The sequence below is a fragment of the Streptomyces qaidamensis genome, assembly GCF_001611795.1.
In the GTDB taxonomy this organism is placed as follows: domain Bacteria; phylum Actinomycetota; class Actinomycetes; order Streptomycetales; family Streptomycetaceae; genus Streptomyces; species Streptomyces qaidamensis.
On the sequence record NZ_CP015098.1, the window covers coordinates 820,588 to 843,135 of the forward strand.

Annotated in this window: 17 protein-coding genes and 1 pseudogene; 5 read left to right on the forward strand and 13 right to left on the reverse strand. The window is 71.4% G+C overall.

Going from position 1 to position 22,548, the window contains the following annotated elements:
• The first annotated feature begins 19 nt into the window (after positions 1–19).
• From A4E84_RS03675 to A4E84_RS03685, 3 genes and pseudogenes are all read left to right on the forward strand, one after another.
• A complete protein-coding gene (locus tag A4E84_RS03675; RefSeq protein ID WP_062925155.1) occupies positions 20–1,783 on the forward strand; it encodes a glycoside hydrolase family 35 protein in 1,764 nt (587 codons plus the stop codon).
• Positions 1,777–4,163 (forward strand): annotated as a pseudogene (locus tag A4E84_RS03680) (beta-galactosidase). The gene A4E84_RS03675 and the pseudogene A4E84_RS03680 overlap by 7 nt, the downstream one beginning before the upstream one ends.
• A gap of 87 nt (positions 4,164–4,250) precedes the next feature.
• Entirely contained in the window at positions 4,251–5,321 is a 1,071-nt protein-coding gene (locus A4E84_RS03685) for a LacI family DNA-binding transcriptional regulator (protein WP_062925156.1), read from the forward strand.
• Between the two features lie 10 nt (positions 5,322–5,331).
• On the opposite strand, the gene A4E84_RS03690 is transcribed toward A4E84_RS03685, so the two are convergent.
• From A4E84_RS03690 to solA, 13 genes are all read right to left on the reverse strand, one after another.
• On the reverse strand, positions 5,332–7,296 hold the full coding sequence (locus tag A4E84_RS03690; protein WP_062925157.1) for a heavy metal translocating P-type ATPase: 1,965 nt from the start codon (positions 7,294–7,296) through the stop codon (positions 5,332–5,334).
• A 96-nt stretch (positions 7,297–7,392) separates the two neighbouring features.
• Positions 7,393–8,676, reverse strand: coding sequence for an NAD(P)/FAD-dependent oxidoreductase (locus A4E84_RS03695; RefSeq protein WP_062925158.1), 1,284 nt, complete (start codon positions 8,674–8,676; stop codon positions 7,393–7,395).
• A 49-nt stretch (positions 8,677–8,725) separates the two neighbouring features.
• Positions 8,726–9,397, reverse strand: coding sequence for a haloacid dehalogenase type II (locus A4E84_RS03700; protein WP_062925159.1), 672 nt, complete (start codon positions 9,395–9,397; stop codon positions 8,726–8,728).
• Between the two features lie 36 nt (positions 9,398–9,433).
• Positions 9,434–10,372 carry an aldo/keto reductase gene (locus A4E84_RS03705; protein WP_062925160.1) on the reverse strand — a complete coding sequence of 313 codons (939 nt, stop codon included), beginning with the start codon at positions 10,370–10,372 and terminating at the stop codon, positions 9,434–9,436.
• Entirely contained in the window at positions 10,369–11,832 is a 1,464-nt protein-coding gene (locus A4E84_RS03710; RefSeq protein ID WP_062925161.1) for an aldehyde dehydrogenase family protein, read from the reverse strand. The genes A4E84_RS03705 and A4E84_RS03710 overlap by 4 nt, the downstream gene beginning before the upstream one ends.
• Positions 11,829–12,782: a succinylglutamate desuccinylase/aspartoacylase family protein gene (locus A4E84_RS03715; RefSeq protein WP_062925162.1), complete on the reverse strand. Its 954-nt coding sequence runs from the start codon at positions 12,780–12,782 to the stop codon at positions 11,829–11,831. The genes A4E84_RS03710 and A4E84_RS03715 overlap by 4 nt, the downstream gene beginning before the upstream one ends.
• A gap of 23 nt (positions 12,783–12,805) precedes the next feature.
• Positions 12,806–14,161 carry an aminotransferase class III-fold pyridoxal phosphate-dependent enzyme gene (locus A4E84_RS03720; RefSeq protein WP_062925163.1) on the reverse strand — a complete coding sequence of 452 codons (1,356 nt, stop codon included), beginning with the start codon at positions 14,159–14,161 and terminating at the stop codon, positions 12,806–12,808.
• Positions 14,158–15,024, reverse strand: coding sequence for an ABC transporter permease (locus A4E84_RS03725; RefSeq protein WP_062925164.1), 867 nt, complete (start codon positions 15,022–15,024; stop codon positions 14,158–14,160). The genes A4E84_RS03720 and A4E84_RS03725 overlap by 4 nt, the downstream gene beginning before the upstream one ends.
• Positions 15,021–15,917, reverse strand: a complete 897-nt coding sequence (locus tag A4E84_RS03730; protein ID WP_062925165.1) for an ABC transporter permease — start codon at positions 15,915–15,917, stop codon at positions 15,021–15,023. Before A4E84_RS03730 ends, A4E84_RS03725 begins: the two co-directional genes overlap by 4 nt.
• Positions 15,918–15,920: 3 nt before the next feature.
• Positions 15,921–17,060, reverse strand: a complete 1,140-nt coding sequence (locus tag A4E84_RS03735; protein WP_062925166.1) for an ABC transporter ATP-binding protein — start codon at positions 17,058–17,060, stop codon at positions 15,921–15,923.
• Positions 17,053–18,156, reverse strand: coding sequence for an ABC transporter substrate-binding protein (locus A4E84_RS03740; RefSeq protein WP_062925167.1), 1,104 nt, complete (start codon positions 18,154–18,156; stop codon positions 17,053–17,055). Before A4E84_RS03740 ends, A4E84_RS03735 begins: the two co-directional genes overlap by 8 nt.
• Before the next feature lie 86 nt (positions 18,157–18,242).
• Positions 18,243–19,214 (reverse strand): succinylglutamate desuccinylase/aspartoacylase family protein, encoded by a 972-nt coding sequence (locus A4E84_RS03745; protein ID WP_062925168.1) that lies wholly within the window; start codon positions 19,212–19,214, stop codon positions 18,243–18,245.
• A gap of 12 nt (positions 19,215–19,226) precedes the next feature.
• Positions 19,227–20,363 (reverse strand): N-methyl-L-tryptophan oxidase, encoded by a 1,137-nt coding sequence (gene solA, locus A4E84_RS03750; protein ID WP_062925169.1) that lies wholly within the window; start codon positions 20,361–20,363, stop codon positions 19,227–19,229.
• A 282-nt stretch (positions 20,364–20,645) separates the two neighbouring features.
• On the opposite strand from solA, the gene A4E84_RS03755 reads away from it, so the two are divergent.
• Positions 20,646–21,392: an IclR family transcriptional regulator gene (locus tag A4E84_RS03755; protein WP_062925170.1), complete on the forward strand. Its 747-nt coding sequence runs from the start codon at positions 20,646–20,648 to the stop codon at positions 21,390–21,392.
• A 323-nt stretch (positions 21,393–21,715) separates the two neighbouring features.
• The gene (locus tag A4E84_RS03760) at positions 21,716–22,462 is read left to right on the forward strand and encodes an IclR family transcriptional regulator (protein WP_062925171.1); all 747 of its coding nucleotides are present in this window, start codon (positions 21,716–21,718) and stop codon (positions 22,460–22,462) included.
• Positions 22,463–22,548 lie beyond the last annotated feature (86 nt).

The window sequence follows — 22,548 nt, forward strand, 5'->3', positions numbered from 1 at the left end:
TCCCGAAGGGAAGCTCCGCATGCCCGCCCTGACGACGACGTCCGACGGATTCCTGCTGCACGGCGAGCCGTTCCGGATCATCTCCGGCGCGCTGCACTACTTCCGCGTCCATCCCGGCCTGTGGTCCGACCGGTTGCGCAAGGCGCGGCTGATGGGCCTCAACACGGTGGAGACGTACATCCCCTGGAATCACCACCAGCCCGATCCCGAGGCCCCCCTGGCCCTCGACGGCTTCCTCGACCTGCCCCGGTTCCTCCGGCTCGCCCAGGACGAGGGACTGCGGGTGCTGCTGCGTCCGGGGCCGTTCATCTGCGCCGAGTGGGACGGCGGCGGCCTGCCCGACTGGCTGACCTCCGACCCGGACATCCGGCTGCGCACCAGCGACCCCCGCTTCACCGGCGCCGTCGACCGCTACCTCGACCTGCTGCTGCCCGCGCTCCGGCCGCACCTGGCCGCGGCGGGCGGTCCCGTCATCGGCGTACAGGTGGAGAACGAGTACGGGGCCTACGGCGACGACTCCGCCTATCTGAAGCACCTCGCCGACGCCTTCCGCGCCCGCGGCGTCGAGGAGCTGCTGTTCACCTGCGACCAGGCCGACCCGGAGCATCTCGCCACCGGAAGCGTGCCCGGCGTCCTGGCCACCGGGACCTTCGGCAGCCGCGTCGAGCAGTCCCTGGCACGGCTGCGCGAACACCAGCCCGAAGGCCCGCTGTTCTGCGCCGAGTTCTGGATCGGCTGGTTCGACCACTGGGGCGGACCGCACCATGTGCGGGACGCGGCAGACGCCGCCGCCGACCTGGACCGGCTGCTGTCCGCGGGGGCCTCCGTCAACATCTACATGTTCCACGGCGGTACCAACTTCGGCTTCGCCAACGGCGCCAACCACAAACACGCCTACACGCCCACCGTCACGTCCTACGACTACGACGCCGCCCTCACCGAGTGCGGCGACCCGGGCCCGAAGTACCACGCCTTCCGCGAGGTCATCGCCCGCCATGCCACCGTGCCGGACGAACCCGCCCCGGCGCCGGGTCCCAAACTCCCGCCCACGCCCGTCGATGTGGACAGCCGGGTGGCTCTCCTGCCCCTGGCCGCCTCGCTCCCCGGGGCCGTGCGCACCGACGCGCCCGTGACCATGGACGAGCTCGGGCAGCGCACCGGCTACGCCCTCTACCGCACCACCTTCCCGGCCGACGGCGACGGACTGCTGCACTTCGCCCGCGGGGTGGGCGATCGCGCCCAGGTCTTCGTCGACGGCGCGCCCGTCGGCGTGCTGGAGAGCGAACGCCACGACACGTCGCTGCCCGTGCGGGTGCCGCGTCCCGGTGCGACTTTGGAGGTCCTCGTCGAGAACATGGGCGGCGTCAACTACGGCCCCCGTATCGGCGCGCCCAAGGGTCTGCTCGGACCCGTCTCCTTCAACGGCACGGACCTCACGGGCTGGGACTGCCACCCGCTGCCGCCGGCCCCGGACGCGCTGCCGTTCGCCCCGGCCGATGACGCGCCGGTCACCGTGCCGGCCTTCCACCGCGGCACCTTCGAGGTCGGCACCCCGGCGGACGCCTTCCTCGCCCTGCCCGGCTGGACGAAGGGCCAGGCCTGGGTCAACGGCTTCCACCTCGGCCGCTACTGGAACCGCGGCCCGCAGCGCACGCTGTACGTCCCCGCGCCGGTGCTGCGCCCGGGCTCCAACGAACTCGTCCTGCTGGAGCTGCACGGCAGCACCGCCACCCGTGCCCTGCTCACCGACACCCCCGACCTCGGCCCGGAGAACACGTGGTGACGCATCTCCTGCGCGTGCCCCCGCCCGCCGCTGCCCCGCTGACCGGCCACCTGCCCTTCACGGACGCGCCGGGCGTGCCCGACCCGATCGTCGTCACCAGCCGCTGGCTCACCCGGGGCGGCCGCCCCTGGTTCCCGGTCTCCGGCGAGTTCCACTACTCCCGCTACCCGCACGGGCAGTGGGAGGAGGAGCTGCTGAAGATGAAGGCGGGCGGGGTCACCGCCGTCGCCTCCTACGTCATCTGGATCCACCACGAGGAGGTCGAGGGCCGCGTCCGCTTCGACGGCGACCGCGACCTCAGGCGCTTCGCCGAACTCTGCGCCCGCCACGGCCTGGACTTCGTCCCCCGGATCGGCCCCTGGTCCCACGCCGAGGTACGCAACGGCGGCCTGCCCGACTGGTCCTGGCACGGACGGGCGCACCGCGCACCGACGACCCGGCCTATCTGTCGCCCGTACGCGCCTGGTTCACGGAGATCGGGGTGCAACTCAGGGGCCTGGAACGGGCGAACGGCGGCCCGATCGTCGCGATCCAGATCGAGAACGAGCTCTACGACCGACCGGGCCATCTGCGCACGCTCAAGCGCCTCGCCCAGGAGGCCGGGCTGAGCGCGCCGCTGTGGACGTCGACCGCCTGGGGCGGGGTCAGGCTGCCGGGCGAGGACCTGCTCCCGCTGTACGGCGGCTATTCCGAGGCGTTCTGGACGGAGGCCGACGGCGGCTGGCCCGACACCTGCCGCAAGCACTTCTTCTTCACCCACGAGCGCGACGACGAGGGCATCGGCGCCGATCTGCGGCCCACGACCGTGCGCGGGGCAGGCCCGGCTCCGACGGACCGCTTCCCCTGGGCCACCTGCGAGTTGGGCGGCGGCATGGCGGTGGCCTATCACCGGCGGCCGAGGGTGGAGGCCGAAGATGTCGGTGCCCTCGCGCTGACCAAGATCGGCTGCGGGTCGGTGTGGCAGGGCTACTACATGTTCCACGGCGGCACGAACCCGGCCGGCGAGCTGACCCCCCTGCAGGAGTCGCACGCCACCGGCTACCCCAACGACCTGCCCGTCCTGACCTACGACTTCCAGGCCCCGCTCGGCGAGTACGGACAGGTGCGGCCCTCCTACCACGAACTGCGCCTCCAGCACCTGCTGCTGGCCGGCTTCGGGCACCGGATCGCCCCCATGCGGTCCGCGCTGCCCGAGCGGTCGCCGGCCGGGCAGCACGACCGGGAGACCCTGCGCTGGGCCGTGCGGACCGACGGCACCTCGGGCTTCCTCTTCGTGACCAACCACCAGCCGCACGAGCCACTGCCGGACCACCCGGACACGGCCTTCACGGTCGACTTCCCCCACGCGCCCCCGCTGACGCTCCCGAGCGCTCCCGTCACCGTGCCCTCCGGCGCGTACTTCTGCTGGCCGCTCCGGCTGGACGTGGCCGGGCTGCGGCTGGAGTGGGCCACGGCGCAGCCCGTGTGCACCGTCGAGGCGGAGGGCCGTACGGTCCTGGTGTTGTCCGCGACGGACGGCATCGCCCCCGAACTCGCCCTGGACGCCGACACGGTGGCGTCCGTCGCCGTGCCGTCCGGGGAGATCACACCGGTCGGCGGGCGTCTCCTGGTCAGCGGGGTGCGGCCCGGCACCGACGCCCTGGTGGAGGTGGAGGCGGCCGACGGTTCGCGCGTCGGCCTGCTGGTCCTGGACGCGGCGACGGCCCGTACGGTCTACCGCGGCCGGGCGTGGGGTGCCGAACGGCTGGTGCTGTGCGGGGACGGCGTCGTCTTCGACGAGCACCGAAGCGAGGTACGGCTGCACAGCCCGGCCGCCGAGCCGTCGTTCGCGGTGCTGCCCGCACCGGATGCCGCCCTGGTGGTGGACGGGGCCGGTGTCCGGGAGGCGGCCGACGGTGTGTTCACGCGCTACACGGTCGCCGCCGGGCCGCCGGCGGGCACCGTCGCGACCGTCACGTCCGTCAGGCCCGGCGGCCCGGCGCCCGCGCCGGTGACGGGCGTGCAGGGCCGGGCGAGTGTGCCGGGCGAGAAGGACGTGGCCGCGGCGGCCGCCGAGTACCGGGTCGACGTACCGGAGGACCTGCTGCGGAACCCCTCGGGTGTGCTGCTGCGGCTGCGCTGGACGGGGGACCTGGCCCGGGCCTACGTGGGAGACGCACTGGTCGCCGACCAGTTCTGGTCGGGACGGGTCTGGGACATCGGGCTGGACCGGCTGCCGGGCCGGGCGCTGCGCACGGAGGGACTGCGGCTGAAGGTGCTGCCGCTGGCCCCGGACGCGCCCGTGCACGTGCCGGGGCGGCCGGTCGACGCCTGGCGGGAGGCGCGGGTACTGGACGCCGCGTGGGTGGTCACGCGACGCTGGACGGTCCGGACCGGCTGAAGACTCCGGGCCTGCTGTCCGGCCTATGCTGTGCTCCTGCCGGGCGGGTTCAGGACCGCCGTACCGACGTCGAGGAAGTCACCCGCCATGACACCGAGCGCCCCCGACGGCCCTGTGCCCAAGGGCCGCAGCAGGCGCAACTTCGCGGGGGCGCGGCCGGTGATGGCCGACGTGGCCCGGATGGCCGGGGTCTCCAAGCAGACCGTCTCGCGGGTGCTGAACGACCATCCGGCCGTTCGCCGTGAGACACGCGAGGCGGTCCTGGAGGCCATGCGCACGCTCGGCTACCGGCCCAGCCGCAGTGCGCGGTCCCTGGCCAGTGGCAGGACCAGGATGCTCGGGGTGATCTCCTTCGACGCCGCCCGGTACGGACCCGCCTCGATCCTGACCGCGATCAACACGGCGGCCCAGGAGGCCGGTTACCTCGTCAGCTCCATCGCCCTGGACACGGCCGACCACGACACCGTCGTCGAGGCCGTCGACCGGCTGTCGGCCGAGGGCGCGGACGGCGTGATCGCGATCGCGCCGCAGCTGTGGGTGGGCCGGGCGCTGGCGGAGACGACCGGCCTGGGCACTCCCCTGGTGGTGCTGGAGAGCGCGCTGGACGAGGAGACTCCCCTGGTCACCGGCGACTCCCGCACCGGCGCCCGCAAGGCCACCGAGCACCTCCTCGGCCTCGGGCACGCCACCGTGTGGCACATCGCGGGCCCGGCCGGCTGGACCTCCGCCGACCACCGGCTGACGAGCTGGCAGGGGACGCTCCGGGCCGCCGGTGCCGCGGTCCCGGCCCCTCTCGTCGGGGACTGGAGCGCCGGCTCCGGCTACGACCTGGGCCATCGGCTGGCCCGGCGCCCCGACGTGACGGCGGTGTTCGCCTCCAACGACCAGATGGCGCTCGGCCTGCTGCACGCCCTGCACGAGGCCGGGCGGTCCGTCCCCGGGGACGTCAGCGTCGTCGGCTACGACGACGTTCCCGAGGCGGCGCACTTCCTGCCGCCGCTGACCACCGTCCGCACCGACTTCGCGGAGATCGGCACCCGTTCGCTGCGGCTCCTCCTGGACCGGATCGACGGTCCGGGCGACCGGCCCCGCGTCGACACCCTGGTGCCCGTGGACCTGGTGGTGCGGGCCAGCAGCGGTCCCCCACCGGTGCGCTGAGGGACGTTCGTCAGCCGTTGCCCCCGGCGGCCCGCTGCCAGGCCCCTTCCCTCAGCAGCCGCAGCCCGTTCAGGCCGACCAGGACCGTGGAACCCTCGTGGCCCGCGACGCCCAGCGGCAGCGGCAGGTCACCGGCCAGGTCCCAGACGACGAGTCCGGCGATGAACACCCCCGCGATGACGAGGTTCTGCACGACCAGCCTGCGGGCGCGGCGGGACAGGGCGACGGTGGCGGGGACCGCGGCGAGTTCGTCGCGCACGACGACGGCGTCCGCGGTCTCCAGGGCCAGGTCGGAGCCGGCCCGGCCCATGGCGATCCCGGCGTGCGCGGCGGCCAGGGCGGGTGCGTCGTTGACGCCGTCCCCGACGACCAGCACCTTGCGGCCTGCGCGCTCCATCTCCTGCACTGCGGCCAGTTTGTCCTGCGGCAGCAGCCCGGCGCGCACGTCGTCGATGCCGGCCTCTGCGGCGAGGTGCGCGGCGGCCCTGGGGTTGTCGCCGGTCAGGAGCACCGGGGCGGTGCCGGTGAGCGTGGCGAGGGAGGCGACCGTGGCGGCGGCGTCCGGGCGCAGCCGGTCGGCGATGCCGAGCAGTCCCGCGGGGGTGCCGTCGACGACGACCAGGACGGCGGTACGGCCGGACTCCTCCAGTTCCGCCGCGGTGCCGGGGGGGTCGTCCAGCAGCCGGGCCGGTGCGCCCACGGCGACCGTGCGGCCGCCGACGACGGCGGTGACTCCCACACCGGGCGCAGAGGTGAAGTCAGCTGCGTCGGGCAGGCCGAGGCCGCGCTCGCGGGCCGCCTCCACCACCGCCCCGGCCAGCGGATGTTCACTGGGCCGCTCGGCGGCGGCCGCCAGCGTCAGCAGCTCGTCCTCCTCCAGGCCGGATCCGGGCAGCGGCCGCACGTCGGTGACGCGGGGGCTGCCCTCGGTGAGCGTGCCGGTCTTGTCCAGCGCGACCGCGTCCACCTGACCGAGCCGCTCCATCACCACGGCCGACTTCACGAGCACGCCGTGCCGTCCGGCGTTGGCGATGGCCGACAGCAGCGGCGGCATGGTGGCCAGCACGACCGCGCACGGGGAGGCGACGATCATGAACGTCATGGCGCGCAGCAGTGCGTCGGTGAGCTGTTCACCGAAGGCGAGCGGGACCAGGAAGACGGCCAGGGTCGCGGCCACCATGCCCAGCGAGTAGCGCTGTTCGACCTTCTCGATGAACAGCTGCGTGGGCGCCTTGGTCTCGGACGCCTCCTGCACCATGCGCACGATCCGGGCGATCACCGAGTCGGAGGCGTCGCGCTCCACCCGGATCCGGAGGGCGCCGGTGCCGTTGAGGGTGCCCGCGAAGACCTCGTCGCCCCGCTCCTTCGGCACGGGCAGCGGCTCGCCGGTGATGGTCGCCTGATCGACCTCGCTCGCCCCGTCCAGCACCCGGCCGTCGGCTCCGACACGCTCGCCGGGGCGTACCAGGACGGTGTCGCCGACCGCCAGCTCCTCGACGGACACGGCCTGTTCACTGCCGTCGGCGCCCAGCCGGGTGGCCGTGGCGGGGGCCAGGTCGAGCAGACCGCGGACGGAGTCCGCTGTGCGGGCCGTGGCCAGGGCCTCCAGCGCACCCGAGGTGGCGAAGATGACGATGAGCAGGGCGCCGTCCATGACCTGCCCGATGGAGGCGGCGCCCAGGGCGGCGACGACCATCAGCAGGTCGACGTCGAGGGTGCGCTCCTTCAGTGCCTTGAGCCCTTCCCACCCCGGCTCCCAGCCACCGGTGACGTACGACAGGGCGTACAGCGGTCCCCAGGTCCAGGCCGGGGCGCCGGTCAGCTGCAAGGGCAGGGCGAGCAGGAAGAGGGCGGTGGCCGCGGCGGCCCAGCGTGCCTCGGGGAGCGCGAGGACGCGGGTACGCCGCCGGGCCACCGCCCCGGGGCGCTCGGGCTTCGTCCGTTCGACCGGCTGCGGCGTGAGGGTGGAGGTCATCAGGGGTCCTTCTGGCGGAGGCGCGTCGGCGCCTCCCACCATACAGGAACACATGAAGACTGGTTCATATCTTCATTCGCTGGCCGGGGCCGAGGATCAGCGCAGCCTGTCCTTTGCCTTGTAATAGGCGCCGCCGAACGGCAGGAACCACGCGGTGCCGTTGTAGAAGGGGACAGGGACCTTCGGGAAGCCGAGGCCGCGCAGCGGGTTGGCCTCGGGGCGGCCGTCCATCATCTCGGCGACCGCGCGGCCCATGTATGTGGCCATCTGGACGCCGTGGCCGCAGTAACCCATGGAGTAGTACAGGCCGTCCGACTCACCCGCGTGCGGGAGGCGGTCCCAGGAGAAGCCGACCATGCCGCCCCACACGTAGTCGATCCGCACCCCGGCGAGCTGCGGGAAGATCTCGGTCATCTCCCGCTTCAGGATGTCGCCGCTCTTGACGTCCGAGGCCGGGTCGGAGGGGGCGAACCGGGCCCGGCCGCCGAAGGCGAGGCGGTTGTCCGGCGTGAGACGGATGTAGTGGCCGATGTTCTTGGAGTCGACCACCAGACGGCCGTTCGGGATCAGCGCCTTGGCACGCTCCTCGCCGAGCGGCTCGGTGACGATGATGAAGCTGCCGACGTTGATGAGCCGCTTGCGGAACCACGGCAGCGACCTGTCGGTGTAGGCGTCGGTCGCGGCCATCACCTGCTTGGCTCGGATGGTGCCGTTCAGGGTCTCGACCACGAAACCGCCGCCCGGCAGGCGGGTGAGACCGGTGGCCGCGTTGCGCTCGTGGATCTCCGCACCGGCCCGTTCGGCGGCCTCGGCGAGGCCGTGCACGTACTTGCCGACGTGCAGGGCGGCGCTCAGCGGGTCGAGCAGGGCACCGTGGTAGTAGTCCGAGCCCAGTTCGGACTTGAGCTCGCTTCTGGTCAGCAGCTGCGTGTCGTGGCCGAAGTTCTCGGCGAGGTCGCGCTGGGTGGCCCGCATCGACTCGAAGTGCTGCGGCTTGAAGGCCACTCCGAGGCGGCCGGAACGGTTGAAGTCGCAGTCGATTCTCTCCGACAACGTGAGCTCCTCGACCACGTCGACGGCCTCGCGGAAGGAGTCGTACAGCTCGCGGGCGCGCGTCTGGCCGTAGCGCTTGCGGGCCTCGCCGACACCGATGGTGAGGCCCTGGGTGCACATACTGCCGTTGCGCCCGGAGGCGCCCGAGCCGACCTTGTCCTTCTCGACGAGGACGACCCGGGCTCCCTTGCGGGCGGCGTGGTAGGCGGTGGACAGGCCGGTGAGGCCGCCGCCGATGACCACCACGTCCGCCTCGTCGGGCAGGTCCTTTCCGGAACGGTCGGGCAGGGCGGGAGCGGTGTCCAGCCAGTAGGGGATCTGCTTCATGGCGTGCGTCCTCTGTGTTCTCTGTCCTGTGTCTCTGTGCCGCCGCGGGTCAGCAGCCGAGCAGCTTCGGCAGGCCCGTCAGGTCGGGCAGCTCGTCGTACGGCTGGTAGTCGGCGCTGCCGGGGCGGCCGAAGCGGTTGATCCACACACGGCGCTTCAAGCCGAGGTCGCGGGTCGGGATGTGGTCGTACTCCCAGCCCTGAGCCGTGTGGATGACCTGCGAGGGCTCCACACCCATGGCCTTGAACGCGTGCTCGAAGGTCTGCCGGTCGGGCTTGTAGGCGCCGGCCTGCTGGGCGGTGATGACGTGGTCGAACTCGACGCCGATGTTCTCGACGTTGCGTGCGATCAGGTTGTCGTCGGTGTTGGAGATGATGGCGATCTCGTACTTGGTCTTCAGCTGACGCAGGGCCTCCGGGACCTCCGGGAAGGGGCCGAAGGTGGGGACGGCTTCCACGAGGGCGTCGCCGTCGGCCGTGCGGTACTCCAGGCCGTGCAGGCGCATGGCGTTGCGCAGGCTGGAGTGCAGGATCTCGTGGTAGGGGCGGTAGGCCTCCAGGACGGCCTGGAAGCGCATGACGCGGAAGTCGTCGAGGAACTCGTCGACGTCCAGGTTGTCCAGGTCCAGCCGGCCGGAGTCGGCAAGGAGCTTCAGGGTGGTGGGGCCGAGCTGGAAGTCGACCAGGGTGCCGTAGGCGTCGAAAGTAACGATCTCTCGCATGGTGTTCAGCCTCGATTTCCGGTTGTCACAAGGGGTTCAGACGACTCGTTCGCCGGGGGTGACGATCGCGTCCAGAGCGGCCAGGTCGGCCGCGTCGGGGAGCCAGTCGGCCGCCGCCGCGTTGGCGGTGACCTGGGCGGGGGTCATGGCACCGCAGATGACCGAGCCGACCGCGGGGAGCGCGGCCAGCCCGCCCACGGCGATCTGGAGAAGGGTCAGGCCGCGCTCGGCGCCGTAGGCGGTGAGCGCCTCGGCCTTGTCGAGGGCGGCGTCGGTGAGCCAGCCCTGCCGCCAGGACAGCCGGCTGCCGGGCGGGGGCTCCTCGCCCCGCCGGTACTTACCGCTGAGCAGGCCGTTGGCCAGCGGGTAGTACGGCAGCAGGCCCAGGCCGTGACGCAGGCAGGCGGGGATCAGGTCGTTCTCCACACTGCGGTCGAGCAGGTGGTAGCGGGCCTGGGTGGAGACGAAGGCGTCGGTGAGCTGCGCGGGCGGGAGGTTGGAGCAGCCGATGTACCGGATCTTGCCCTCGGCCACGAGTTCATCCAGCGCGGCGACCGTCTCCTCCAGCGGGGTGAGACCGTCGGGCTCGTGGTACTGGTACAGGTCGATCCGGTCGGTGCCGAGCCGGCGCAGGGAGGACTCGACGGCGTACCGGATGTAGGGACGGGCGCCCCGCCGGCCGTACAGGTCGGCCTCAGGGCCCATCTCCATGCCGAACTTGGTGGCGAGGACGACGTCGTCCCGGCGGCCCTTGAGGGCGGCGCCGAGGAGGCGTTCACCGTCACCCCGGGACCCACCGCTCTCACCGAACCCGCCGTACATGTCGGCCGTGTCGAACAGGGTGATCCCGGCGTCGAGGGCGGCGTGGACGACGGCCTTCGTGCCGTCCTCGTCGAGGCGGGAGCCGAAGTTGTTGCCGCCGACGCCGACCACGGAGACGACCGGGCCGCGTTCGCCCAGCGTGCGATACCTCATGAGCGGTCTCCGAATCCGATGCAGACGTTCTTGGTCTGCGTGTAGCTCGCCAGCGCCTCCAGGCCCTTCTCCCGGCCCCAGCCGCTGTGTTTGTAGCCGCCGAAGGGCAGCTCGATGCCGGTGCCGGCGCTGGTGACGTTCACGTAGACCTGCCCGGCCCGGATGCCCTCGGCCAGGCGCATCGCCTTGTCGATGTCACGGGTCCAGACGTAGGAGGACAGGCCGTACGGGCTGTCGTTGGCAATCTCCAGGGCCTCGTCGGCGTCGTCGAAGTCGATGACGGTGACGACGGGGCCGAAGATCTCCTCTCGGGCGCACCGGGCCTGGTTGGTGAGGCCGGTGAGGACGGTCGGCTCGATGTAGAAGCCGTCGGCGAGTTCGGGAGCGGACGGGGCACCGCCGCCGGCCTTGGCCACCGCGCCTTCCTGCCGGGCCAGTTCGAGGTAGTCCAGGACCCGGTCGCGCTGGCGGGCGGCGACCAGTGGGCCGACGTCCGGGTCCGTGAGGCCCGGGCCGACCCGCAGGGCCGCGATTCTGTCGACCAGCCGGTCCAGGAACTCCTCGGCGCCGCGCTGGAGCAGCAGCCGGGTACCGGCCGAGCACATCTGGCCGGCGTTGCTGAACGACCAGCCGAGGACCGCGCTGACCGCCAGGTCGAAGTCGGCGTCGGCGAAGACGACGAACGGCGACTTGCCACCCAGCTCCGTGACGGAGGGCACCACATTGGCGGCTGCGGCCTGGGCGACCTTGATGCCGGTCGGTACCGAGCCGGTGAAGGTGACCTGGTCGATGCCGGGATGCCCGGCGAGGGCCGCGCCGGTCTCCGCGCCGCCGGGGACGACGTTCAGCACGCCCGGTGGCAGCCCGCACTCCAGCGCGATCCGGGCGACCTCCAGCGGGGTGAGCGGCGCCTCCGGGGAGGGCTTGAGCACCACCGTGCAGCCCGCGGCCAGCGCGGGTGCGGATCCTCGTGCGGTGTTCTGCAGCGGATAGTTGAAGGGGATGATCTGGCCGGAGACCCCGATGGGCTCCCGGAGGGTGAAGTCCATCAGGCCGGGGCCGAGGGGGACCGTGGAGCCGCCGAGCTTGTCGGTGATGCCCGCGTAGAACTCGAAGTAGCGGGCGGCGGACTCGACATCGGCCCTGGCCTGGCGAAGAGGCTTGCCGACGTCCTGGCACTCCAGGCGCGCCAGCCAGTCGCCCTCGCGCCGGATCCCCTCCGCGATGCGGTGGAGCAGCCTGCCCCGGTCGGCGGGGCGCATCCGGGCCCACTCGGGTGCCGTGAAGGCCGCCCGTGCCGCCGCCACCGCCCGGTCCACGTCCGCCTGACCGGCGAGCGAGACCTCGGCGAGAGCCGTCCCGTCGGACGGGTCGAGGACCGTGAAGCTGCGGCCGTCGGCGGCGGGGACCGGTTTGCCGTCGATCAGCAGCAACTCGGTCAGCGGGAGGTCGCCGCTCATGGCTGGATCTCTCCCTGCACCTCGCCGAAGATGACGACCTCGTCGCCGGGACGGACGGTGCGGATCCGCCGGACCCAGAGCACGATGCCGTCCTGTGGGGCGCGGACCTCTTCCAGGGTGTTGCCGTAGTGGTCGACGATCTGGGCGATCAGGTCGCCTTCCTTGCAGTTGTCGCCCGGTTCGGCGTGGCCGAGGAAGAAGCCGCCCGCGGCGGACCGGGCGAAGGTGCCCGACACGGTCGTGTAGGTGTCGCGCAGCTCCGCGTCACCGTCGATCATGCCCAGTTGGCGCATGACGTTGCGGATCGAGTGCACGTGCAGAGCGACGTTCTGCTCGCGGTAGGTACCGCCGCCCGCCTCGATGGTGATGGCGGGCTTGCCGGCCGCGAGGGTGGGGTGGCGGACCGTGCCGCCCCACTTGCCGCCCTTCCAGACGAGTTCGTGTCCGGCGGCGAGGGCGAGGTCCGTCGCGAGTTCCTCGTAGCCGCCCTGGAGGATGACGAGCGGGGCTATCTCGCCGAAGGTGCCGCCGGTGTGCAGGTCGACCAGGGCGTCGATGGCCGGGACGACCTGCTCGACGAAGGTGGCGGCCAGGCGCAGGGAGTACGAGCCGTCCGCGTCGCCGGGGAAGATGCGGTTGAGGTTCAGGTAGTCGAGGCCGCTGGTGCGGGCCGCCGCCTCGAAGGCCGGGGTGTTCATGCACGGAATGCCGACGAGGGTGCCGCGCAGGGCGGCCGGGGCGATCGCGGCGAGGACGCGGCGGATGGCCTCCTGCCCGTCGTATTCATCGCCGTGCACACCGGCGTCCACGCACAGGACGGGGCCGTCCTCGGTGCCGTTGACGACGATGAGCGGTATGCCGAGCTCCACGCCGTAGCTGCTGGTGCCGACCGGGATCAGACCCTGGGCGCGCTCGCCGGGGGCGACGGTCAGGGGGCCGATGGAGTACATGTCATTCCTTTCCAGAACATGGGTCACAGTCGGGCGGAGGCCTCGTCGAGGGTGTCCGCGATGATGTCGGCGATACGGTCCAGCAGCGCGCGGTCGCTGATCAGCGGGGGTGCTATCTGGACCAGTGGGGCGGCGCGGTTGTACACGCGGGCGAGCAGCCCGGCCTCGCGCAGCCGACGCGGGATCAGGTCGGCGACGAGCGCGGTGCGGGCGGTGTCGCTGAAGCCGCCGCCGTCGAGGTCGCCGACGAGTTCGAGGGCGTAGAAGAATCCGGCCCCCCGGACGTCGCCGACGATCGGCAGCTCACCCAATGAGGTCATGCGCCGGGCGAGGTGGCCCTGATGGCCGCGGACGTTCTCCAGGATCCGGTCCCGCTGCATGATGTCCAGGCTGCGCAGGGCGATGGCCGCGCTCAGCGGGTGACCGCTGAAGGTGTAGCCGTGGTTGAGGACCTCGCCAGGTCGGTTGATCACCTCGGCGACGTGGTCCGCGACCAGGGTCGCGCCCATGGGGGCGTAGCCGGCGGTGATGCCCTTGGCGACGGTGACGATGTCCGGGCGGGCGCCGTAGCACTCGCCGCCGAACCACTCCCCCAGCCGGCCGAAAGCGGTGATGACCTCGTCGGCGACCAGCAGGAAACCGTAGCGGTCGGCCAGCGCCCGCAGGCCCTGCCAGTAGCCCTCCGGCGGGGTGATGCAGCCGCCCCGGTTCTGCACCGGCTCGGCGATGAGCATGGCGACGCTCTCCGGTCCCGCGGCGAGGACCGTGGCCTCCACGTCGGCGAGCAGGTACGCGGTGAAGGCCGCGTCGTCGAGGGGCTGTTCCAGGTCGCTGCGGTTGGTGTTGGCGACGAAGTGGGTCTCCACTGCGGGCGGCCCGTACGGCTCGGTGAGGCCGGGGTCGTCGGTGAAGGACAGCGCCCCCAGGGTCAGTCCGTGGTAGGCGCCGCGCCGGGCGATGGCCTTGATGCGGCCCGCCTCACCGCGCAGGGTGTGGTACCTGCGGGCGATCTTCCAGGCGGTCTCCACGGCTTCGGCGCCGCCGCCGCTGAAGAAGACGTGCTCGATGCCGTCGGGGGCCAGGGCGGCCAGCCGCTCGGCGAGAGCCAGGCCGGTGGGGTGCGCGGAATCCGACCACAACGGGCTGTAGCACAGTTCGCGCAGTTGCTTCTGGGCCGCTTCGGCGATCTCGTCGGCGTAGGAGTAGCCGATCTGGCAGCAGTACAGCCCGGACAAGCCGTCGATGAAGCGGTTGCCGGCCGTGTCGTCGACGTAGGGGCCCTCGCCGTGGCGCACGACGAAGAGGTCCTTGCCGGGCTTGGCGAGCGATCCGTTGGCGGTCATGTTCAGCAGCAGGTGCCGCTGAGCGGTGGCGGTCATACGGCCTCACCTCCGGGGGCGGCGATCCCTGCCGTGTTCTCGACCGACAGCAGGGGCTCCTGCCGTCCGGAGCCGAGCCAGCGCACCAGGGCCACCAGGGCGAGGGCGAGGATCGCGAAGGCGATGAGGATCGCGCTGATCGCGGTGACGCTCGGGTCGATGTCGAAGGTCAGGGAGTTGTAGATCTGCACCGGCAGGGTGACGGTGTCGACCGAGGACAGGAACTGGGAGATGTAGAACTCGTCGAAGCTGGTGATGAAGGAGAAGATCGCCGCGGCGATCATGCCGGGGGCGGCCAGGGGGAAGGTGATCCGCCGGGCGATGGTCAGTCGGCCGGCACCCATACTGGCGGCGGCGTCCTCCAGCCGTTCGTCGATGCCGCGCAGGGTCGCCACCAGGATGAGCACCGCGATCGGCGAGGCCAGCACGGTGTGCCCCAGGGCGATCGCGAGCGGGCTGCCCAGCATCGAGGCCGGCTCGAACAGCAGGAACAGGCCCAGGGCGGTGACGATCTGCGGGATGAGCAGCGGTCCGAGGACCAGGGCGTAGACCGCGGAGCGCAGCGGCAGTTCGCTGCGGGTCAGCGCGGTCGCCGCGGTCACGCCGATGACCAGCGAGAACACGGTGCTCAAGGCGGCGACCAGGGCGCTCAGCGACAGCGCCGCCGGCCACTTGCTGCCGTCGGCGAACAACGACGTGTACCAGGTGAACGTCCACGCTTTGGGCGGGAACGCGGCGAACGCGTTGCTGCTGAAGGAGGTGACGATGATGACGACGATCGGCAGCGCCAGGAACAGCAGGATGACGGTGGCGACCGCGGTCAGGGTGATCCGCCCGGTGACGGTTCTGCGCAGCTCCATCATGACGCGCTCCTCTTCTTCCGGCTCGCGCCGAGGGAGGTGATGAGCTTGACCAGCAGCAACCCGGCGAAGGTGAGCAGCAGCAGGATCACGCCCTCGGCAGCCGCGCCGTTCCACTGGTTCTGCTTCATCACTTGCTGGTTGATGAGGGAGGCGATCATCGTCTGCTGCGGGCCGCCCATCAGGGCCGGGGTGATGTAGTAGCCCAGCGAGAGGATGAAGCTGAGCAGTCCGGCACTGGCCAGGCCGGGAGCGACCAGCGGCAGGTAGACCCGGCGGAAGATCGTCACACGCCCGGCGCCCATGCTGGCCGCGGCGGCCAGCAGGCGGCGGTCCACGCCGCGCATCACTCCGTACAGCAGCAGCACCGTGTAGGGGAGCATCACGGAGGTGGTGCCGATGACCACGCCGATCTCGTTGTAGAGCAGCTGGAACGGCGCCCCGGGGACCCACAGTTTGGCCATGGCCTCGTTCACCAGGCCCTTGTCACCGAGCAGGATGATCCAGCCATAGGTGCGCACGAGAGCGCTGATGAAGTGCGGGACGACCACGATCAGCATCGCCACGCCCGCCCACAAGGGTTTCAGCCGCGAGATCGCGTTGGCCAGGATGAACCCGAAGACGAGGCTGAACAGCGCCGTCTCCGCGGAGATCCGCAGCGTCGTGAACAGCACGGAGAGGTTGACGCCCGTCAGCGCGTCGACGTACCACTGCAGGGTCAGGGAGCCGTCGGTGTTCTTCAGGCTGAGGAAGAGCGTGCTGAGGATCGGGTAGACGAACAGCACCAGCAGATAGACGACGACCGGCAGCGCGTAGAGGATGCCGGCCCTTGTTCTGCGGGAGGCCAGCAGCTTGCGCGGACGGGCGGGGGCGTTGGCGGTCAGTGTGGCGGCCATGGCTCACCCGCCCTGTTCGACGGGGAAGAGGTTGACGTCCTCGGGGTCGACGGTGAGACCGATCCGCTCGCCTGCGACGGGCCCGCGGCCGGCCGGTACTTCGAGGCGGATCAGCGGCGCGTCACCGCCGTCGATGCGTACGCCGGCGCGGACCAGGGTGCCGACGTACGTGGCGGTCTCGACCGTGCCGGTACAGAAACCGTCGTCCGGGGCGCAGGCGCGCAGCCGGCCCGGCTGGACGGCGGCCTTGACCGGGGTGCCGGAGGCCAATGCGTGGCGTCGTGCCTTCAGCAGGCCGCCGGACTGGTCGAGGCGGACCACGGTGTGCTCATCGGTGCTCTGCAGCACGCGGCCGGGCAGGAAGTTCGCCGCACCGAGGAAGTCCGCGACGAACGGGGTCCTCGGCCGCTCGAACAACTCGCGCGGCGTGTCGAACTGCTCGATCAGGCCGTTGCGCATCACCGCGATCCGGTCCGACAGGACCAGCGCCTCCTCCTGATCGTGCGTCACATAGATGACGGTCAGGCCGAGTTCCTGCTGGATGGCCTTGATCTCGATCTGGAGCTGGTCGCGCAGCTTCTTGTCCAGGGCGCCGAGCGGCTCGTCCATGAGGATCACCGGCGGCCGGTAGACCAGTGCGCGGCACAGGGCGACGCGCTGCTGCTGTCCGCCGGACAGCTCGCGGGGGCGGCGGCCGCCGAAGCCGGACAGGCCGGCGATCTCCAGGGTCTCCCCCACCCGCCGGCGGATCTCGTCCTTCGGCACACCGCGCAGAGTGAGCGGGAAAGCGACGTTCTCGCTGACCGTCATGTGCGGGAAGAGCAGGTACTGCTGGAACACGAAGCCGAGGTTGCGCTTCTGCGGAGCGAGCCGGGTGACGTCGCGGTCCCCGACGGTGATGGTGCCGGAGTCGGGTTCGCAGAACCCGGCGATCATCATGAGGGTCGTGGTCTTGCCCGACCCGGAGGCGCCGAGGAAGGTGACGAACTCCCCGGCGGCGATCTCCATGGACGCCTCGTCGACGGCGACGACGTCCCCGTACGTCTTGCGCAGGGCCACCACCGACAGCGGTTTGCCGGTCGCGGTGGGCAGCTTGCCACCGGCCACCTCGACGGATGGCGCGACTACACCGAATTCAGCCACGAGCCCACTCCAACCAGCGCTTGGTGACGGTCGCTTCGTTCTTGATCCACCAGTTGATGTCCGCGTCGAAGCCCTTGTCGTAGTACTGCGGCGCACCGGCGAGAGCGTTGCGCTCCTCCTTGGTGAGCTTCTGGTAGGCCACCGGGGAGGACGGGTTCGACGGGAAGGTCTTCGCCAGGCGGGCCTGGACCTCGGGCTGCAGCGCGTAGTCCATGAGCCGGTAGGCGGCGTCCACGTGGGCGGCGCCCTTGGCGATGCCGTAGCCCTGGAACTGACGGCGCATGCCGTTGAGCTGCCGCGCGACCGGGACGCCCTGCTTCTGCAGGTCGGCGATCCGGCCGTCCCAGACGGTGGACATGGTCACCTCCTGGCGGCTGAGGAGCACACCGGGGAGCGGGCCGCTGTCCCAGAACTTCTTGATGTCGGAGCGGAGCCGGGTCAGTACCTTGAAGGCGCGGTCCAGGTCGAGCGGGTACAGCTTGTCCATCGGGACGCCGTCGGCCAGCAGCGCGAACTCCAGCTCGGGCAGGTCGGCGTCCGGGTTGCACATCGAGCGGCTGCCCTTGAACCCCTTGGTGTCCCAGAAGTCCGCCCACGACTGCGGCTTGCGGCCGTCGAAGGCGTCGGTGCGGTAGGCCATGCACTGGCCGTAGAAGCTGTTGCCGACGGCGTGGCCGGTGATCTGGTTGTCGGGGATCCTGGCGCTCTTCAGGCTCTTGATCCGTTCGGTGTCCAGCTCCTCCAGGGCGTCCTGGGCCACGAACTTGAGGTGGTCCATCATCGAGTTGTTGATGAGGTCGAACTGGGGCCGGCCCTGCTTGATCTGGGCCAGCATCTGGGTGCCCTGGAGGTTGACGACCTGGACGCCGATGCCGGTCTCCCGGGTGAACGGCGTGTAGACCGCCTTCTGGAGGGCTTCGCCGTAGGTACCGCCGCTGTCGCGGACGACCACCGACTTGCCGCCGGCCTTGCCGCCGCCGGACGAGGCGCGGCTGGTGCCGGTGCCGCAGGCGGCGAGGGAGGGCAGGGCGGCGAGAGCGGCGATGCCGCCTGCTCCGCGCAGGAGCGCTCTGCGGCCGATTGCTGGATCACTCATGACAAATCTCCTGAACTGGCGCGTGGAGGGCCGGATGAGCGGGGGGTGAGGGGGGGGGATCGGAAGGTTGGTCGGGAGGAGGCCGGTCAGTCGCTGGGCTGGGCGATGGCGGCGAGTTCCGCACCGGGGGCGACGGTGAGACCGTTCATGCCGTAGAGGATCCGGCCGGTGGCCGGGGAGGTGACCTTGTGTTCGCTGCCGTCGGCCGGGTCGATGACGCGGCCGATGGTCTGGCCCTCGCTCACCTCGTCGCCGGTGACGGCGTCCGGGTACCAGAGGCCGGTGGCCGGGGAGACCACCGAGCCGGTCCAGACCCAGTCGCGTGGGGGCACGGCCACGGGTGCGGTGTGCTGCGGCTCTGCGACGACCCCGAGGTGGTGCAGCATGCGGTACAGGCCGTCGAGCAGGGTCCGGGTCTGCTCGGGGTGGCGTTCGCCGAGCCGGCCGGTCTCGACGAGGATGGCCGGGATGCCCAGCCGGGCGGCCGCGGCGTGGCTGTTGCCCCCCTCGGCGTTGCGGCCGAACAGGACCCGCTCGTAGCCGACGGAGTGGGCCAGCGCCCGTGTCCTGGCGTCGAGTTCCGCGTCGGAGGTCAGCCGGTAGCCCACGAAGTCGAGCAGGGTCTCGTCGATGCCGCCGCTGTGCAGGTCCGCGTAGGCGTCGGCGCCGGCGATGACGTTCTCGAAGAGCCAGGCGGCCAGGCGCTCGGTGGGGCCTCCTTCCCGGTCGCCGGGGAAGACGCGGTTGATGTTGACGTCGTCCAGCGGGGACTTGCCCAGGCGGCCGTCGTACACCGCCGGCGGGTTGGCCACCGGGCAGATCACCACCTGGCCGCCCACGTCGTCCGGGTCCAGGATTCCGCCGAGCCGGGTGGCCGCGTCGACGCCGACGAACTCGCCGCCGTGGACACCGCCGGTGATGACGACCCGGGGGCCGGGACGGGAGCCGTTGACGAGGACCAGGGGGATCTCGACGGTCGTGATGCCGAGGTCCACGGGGATCGTGCCCCGGGTCTTGCGGCCCGGTTCGGCCCTCAGCGCTCCGATGGTCAGTGTCATGTCGTACCTCGTTCAGGCCGCGGTGCGGCTGTGGGTGCTGATGAAGTCGATCGGCTGGGAGGTGCGGCCCTCCAGGGCGAGGTCGGCGGCGATGTCACCGAAGGCCGGCGACAGCTTGAAGCCGTGACCGGAGAACCCGGCGAGCAGTACGACGTCGTCGGCGCCGGGCAGCGAGCCGATCAGCGGGCGGCTGCTCTCGGTGTAGCCCTCCATGTAGACGGCCAGGCGGGTCGGGTCCGGGTGCAGGTCGGGCATGTGGCGGCGGATCAGCTCGGTGAAGATCTCCAGTTCCTCCGGCCGGACGGTGCGGTCCAGCGCGTTGGGGTCGCCCGCGGGCTCGTGCAGGGCGCGGGACAGGCCGAGCTTGACGGAGACGCCGTCCGGTGAGGGCAGTCCGTAGCAGTGCGTGGGAGCCGTGCGGATGAAGGCGGGGCGCTCCTCACCGAACCAGGCGTCAGTGGTGGGCACGTACCAGGCGCTGATGAGACGGCGGATGTCCACCTCCCACGGCAGGTCGGGCAGCAGGTCGTTCACCCAGGGGCCGACGGTGACGACGGCGGTGTCGAAGCGCTCGCTGCCGGCGTCGGTGCGGATCTCCACCCCGTTCGCGAGGGGGACGATCTCACGGACCGGGGTGTAGCGGTGGATACGGGCGCCCAGCTGCTCGGCGCGGCGGGCGGCGGTCTGGACGGTCAGCTCGGGCCGGATGAAGCCGGCACGGCGGTCCAGTACGGCCGCGTCACCGTCCTGCAGCCGGTGCTGCGGGAAGCGCTTGGCCATCGCCTCGGCGTCGAGCGCCTCGTGGTCGAGTCCGTGCTCGGCGATGGAGTGGAGGACGGTGGCCATCTGCTGGTGCTCGGTGGGCCCCATCAGCAGGCAGCCGGTCAGGCGGCGCAGCTCGCGGCCGGTCTCCTGCTGGAGCTGCTCCCACAGCGAGTCGGCGTGCTTGAGCAGCGGGACGTACCGGGAGTCCTCGAAGTGCGCGCTGCGGAAGATCCGGCTCTCGCCGCCGGCCGCGCTGCGGTCGTGACCAGGGGCGAAGCGGTCGTAGGCGACGACTTCCGCGCCACGGGCGGCGAGCCGCCAGGCGGCCTGACTGCCCATCGTTCCCACGCCGACGACGGCGACGCGCTTCCTGGCAGCTGACACGGGGCTTTCCTTTCGTATCGCAGGGGCGCATGCTGAGCCCCTGCGTGAGGCTGTTCGATTCGAGGGTGTCTGGGCGGCGATCGGGCCCTTCGGGGCCCTCCGACTGCATTCGCCCGGTTCTCGGAGTCCGGCTCACATCTTCCGGCGGATCTCCCGGAGAGCCGTGCCACATTGTGGAATGCTGTGCTAGAATCTGGCACAGAGAATGACAGCGGCTCCGGAGGGAGTCAAGAGGGTGTCCACAAGAGATTCCGAGGATTAACAGGGGGAAACCGGATGGAAATGAAGAGCGTCACCAGGTCGCTGCGCATCCTGGAGGCGGTCGCCCAGCATCAGCCGGTCACCGTGGGGGAATTGACGAAGATCTTCGGCCTGCCGAAGTCGACCGTGCAGCGCACGCTGGTCACGCTGGCCGAGGCCGGCTGGCTGCGGGCCAACCGCAGGGATACCACCCGCTGGGAGATCGGCGCCCGCGTCCTGGCCGTACGGCCCGCCGCACTCCAGGGGTCCAGCCTGTTCGCCGCCGCGCGCGAGCCCATGGTCCGGCTCCGGGACGCGGTGAACGAGACGATCCACCTGTCGGTGCCGGACGCCCTGCAATGCATGGTCGTGGTGGACCGCGTGGACTGCGGTCACGCCGTACGGACGTTCCACACCGTCGGCGACACCTCGCCCCTGCACGCCACCGCGACCGGGCGCGCCGTCCTGGCACAGCTGCCGAAGCAGGACGTCGAGGAACTCATCGAGCAGGGCCTGGAGCGTTACAGCGACACGACGCCCGCGGACCCCGACGAACTGCGCGCCGAGCTGGACCGGATCCGGGCCGACGGCTACGCGGTGAACCGCAACCAGTACCGGCCGGGCGTGTGCGCGATCGCCGCGCCGGTCCTCGACGAGGAGGGCACCCCGCTGGCCACGGTGGCCATCTCGATGCCCGACTCCCGCTACGACGAGGACCGGCTGCCCGAGTGGGGCCGCCTGGTCGCCGGCACGGCAGCGGAGATCACAGGGCGCCGGCTGGGCGCCTGAACGACAGCACGACATCACAAAGGGCCGGCCCTCAGGGGCCGGTCCTTTTCACGTTCGCATCTGTCGCGTCGGGGCTCTTCGCGTCGCGGCCGGTGTCGCCACCCTGTGCCCGGCCGGGGGGAAGGCCGGGCACAGGGGGCTGCCCCGCGGAGGGCAGGCGCGGTCAGGGCGCTACCACCGTTCATCACCGCGGGGGCGCGGATTCCCGAGCATGCCATATAGTGGAACGCCATGCTAGAATCCGGCACGATCATGCCTCGTGGCTCCGGACGGAGTCAAGTGGTGAGACCGGCGAACGAGAACTGACGGTGCCCCCTGTGGAAATGAAGAGTGTGACCAGGTCGCTGCGTGTCCTGGAGGCGGTGGCCCACCACCAGCCCGTGACGGTGGGCGAGTTGACGAAGCTCTTCGGGCTGCCCAAGTCGACGGTCCAGCGCACGCTGCTCACCCTGAACGAGGCGGGCTGGCTGCGGGCGAACCGCCAGGACACCACCCGGTGGGAGATCGGCGCCCGGGTACTCGCCGTACGCCCGGCGGCGCTCCAGGGCTCAAGCCTGTTCGCGGCGGCGCGAGAACCCATGATCCGGCTGCGGGACGCGCTGAACGAAACCATCCATCTGTCGGTGCCGGACGCGTTGCAGTGCATGGTCGTCGTGGACCGGGTGGACTGCGCGCACGCGGTGCGGACGTACTACACGATCGGCGACACCTCTCCCCTGCACGCCACCGCGACCGGGCGCGCCATCCTGGCCCACCTGCCGCCCTCGGACGTGAACGAACTGGTCGAGCACGGGCTGGAGCGCTACAGCGACGCGACGATGGTCGATCCGGTCGGGCTGCGTGCCGAACTGAAGCGGGTGCGCGCCGACGGCTACGCCCTCAACCGCAACCAGTACCGTCCCGATGTCTGCGCGATCGCCGCGCCCGTCCTGGACGAGGACGGCAGACCGCTGGCCTCCGTGGCCGTCTCCATGCCCGACTCCCGCTACGACGCGGACCGGCTGGACGAGTGGGGCAGCCTGGTCGCCGGCACGGCAGCGGAGATCACAGGGCGCCGACTGGGCGCATAGCGCGATGCCCCCTGGTGCGACCGGCACCAGGGGGCATGGCTACCTCGTGATCAGGCCCGCGGCCTGCGCACCACTGCCGCGAGGGC

Bases quoted from the DNA above. Each gene is read 5' to 3' on its own strand.
- A4E84_RS03675 (WP_062925155.1), top strand. From the start codon at position 20: ATGCCCGCCCTGACGACGACGTCCGACGGATTCCTGCTGCACGGCGAG.
- A4E84_RS03685 (WP_062925156.1), top strand. From the start codon at position 4,251: ATGACACCGAGCGCCCCCGACGGCCCTGTGCCCAAGGGCCGCAGCAGG.
- A4E84_RS03690 (WP_062925157.1), bottom strand. From the start codon at position 7,296: ATGACCTCCACCCTCACGCCGCAGCCGGTCGAACGGACGAAGCCCGAG.
- A4E84_RS03695 (WP_062925158.1), bottom strand. From the start codon at position 8,676: ATGAAGCAGATCCCCTACTGGCTGGACACCGCTCCCGCCCTGCCCGAC.
- A4E84_RS03700 (WP_062925159.1), bottom strand. From the start codon at position 9,397: ATGCGAGAGATCGTTACTTTCGACGCCTACGGCACCCTGGTCGACTTC.
- A4E84_RS03705 (WP_062925160.1), bottom strand. From the start codon at position 10,372: ATGAGGTATCGCACGCTGGGCGAACGCGGCCCGGTCGTCTCCGTGGTC.
- A4E84_RS03710 (WP_062925161.1), bottom strand. From the start codon at position 11,832: ATGAGCGGCGACCTCCCGCTGACCGAGTTGCTGCTGATCGACGGCAAA.
- A4E84_RS03715 (WP_062925162.1), bottom strand. From the start codon at position 12,782: ATGTACTCCATCGGCCCCCTGACCGTCGCCCCCGGCGAGCGCGCCCAG.
- A4E84_RS03720 (WP_062925163.1), bottom strand. From the start codon at position 14,161: ATGACCGCCACCGCTCAGCGGCACCTGCTGCTGAACATGACCGCCAAC.
- A4E84_RS03725 (WP_062925164.1), bottom strand. From the start codon at position 15,024: ATGATGGAGCTGCGCAGAACCGTCACCGGGCGGATCACCCTGACCGCG.
- A4E84_RS03730 (WP_062925165.1), bottom strand. From the start codon at position 15,917: ATGGCCGCCACACTGACCGCCAACGCCCCCGCCCGTCCGCGCAAGCTG.
- A4E84_RS03740 (WP_062925167.1), bottom strand. From the start codon at position 18,156: ATGAGTGATCCAGCAATCGGCCGCAGAGCGCTCCTGCGCGGAGCAGGC.
- A4E84_RS03745 (WP_062925168.1), bottom strand. From the start codon at position 19,214: ATGACACTGACCATCGGAGCGCTGAGGGCCGAACCGGGCCGCAAGACC.
- A4E84_RS03755 (WP_062925170.1), top strand. From the start codon at position 20,646: ATGAAGAGCGTCACCAGGTCGCTGCGCATCCTGGAGGCGGTCGCCCAG.
- A4E84_RS03760 (WP_062925171.1), top strand. From the start codon at position 21,716: ATGAAGAGTGTGACCAGGTCGCTGCGTGTCCTGGAGGCGGTGGCCCAC.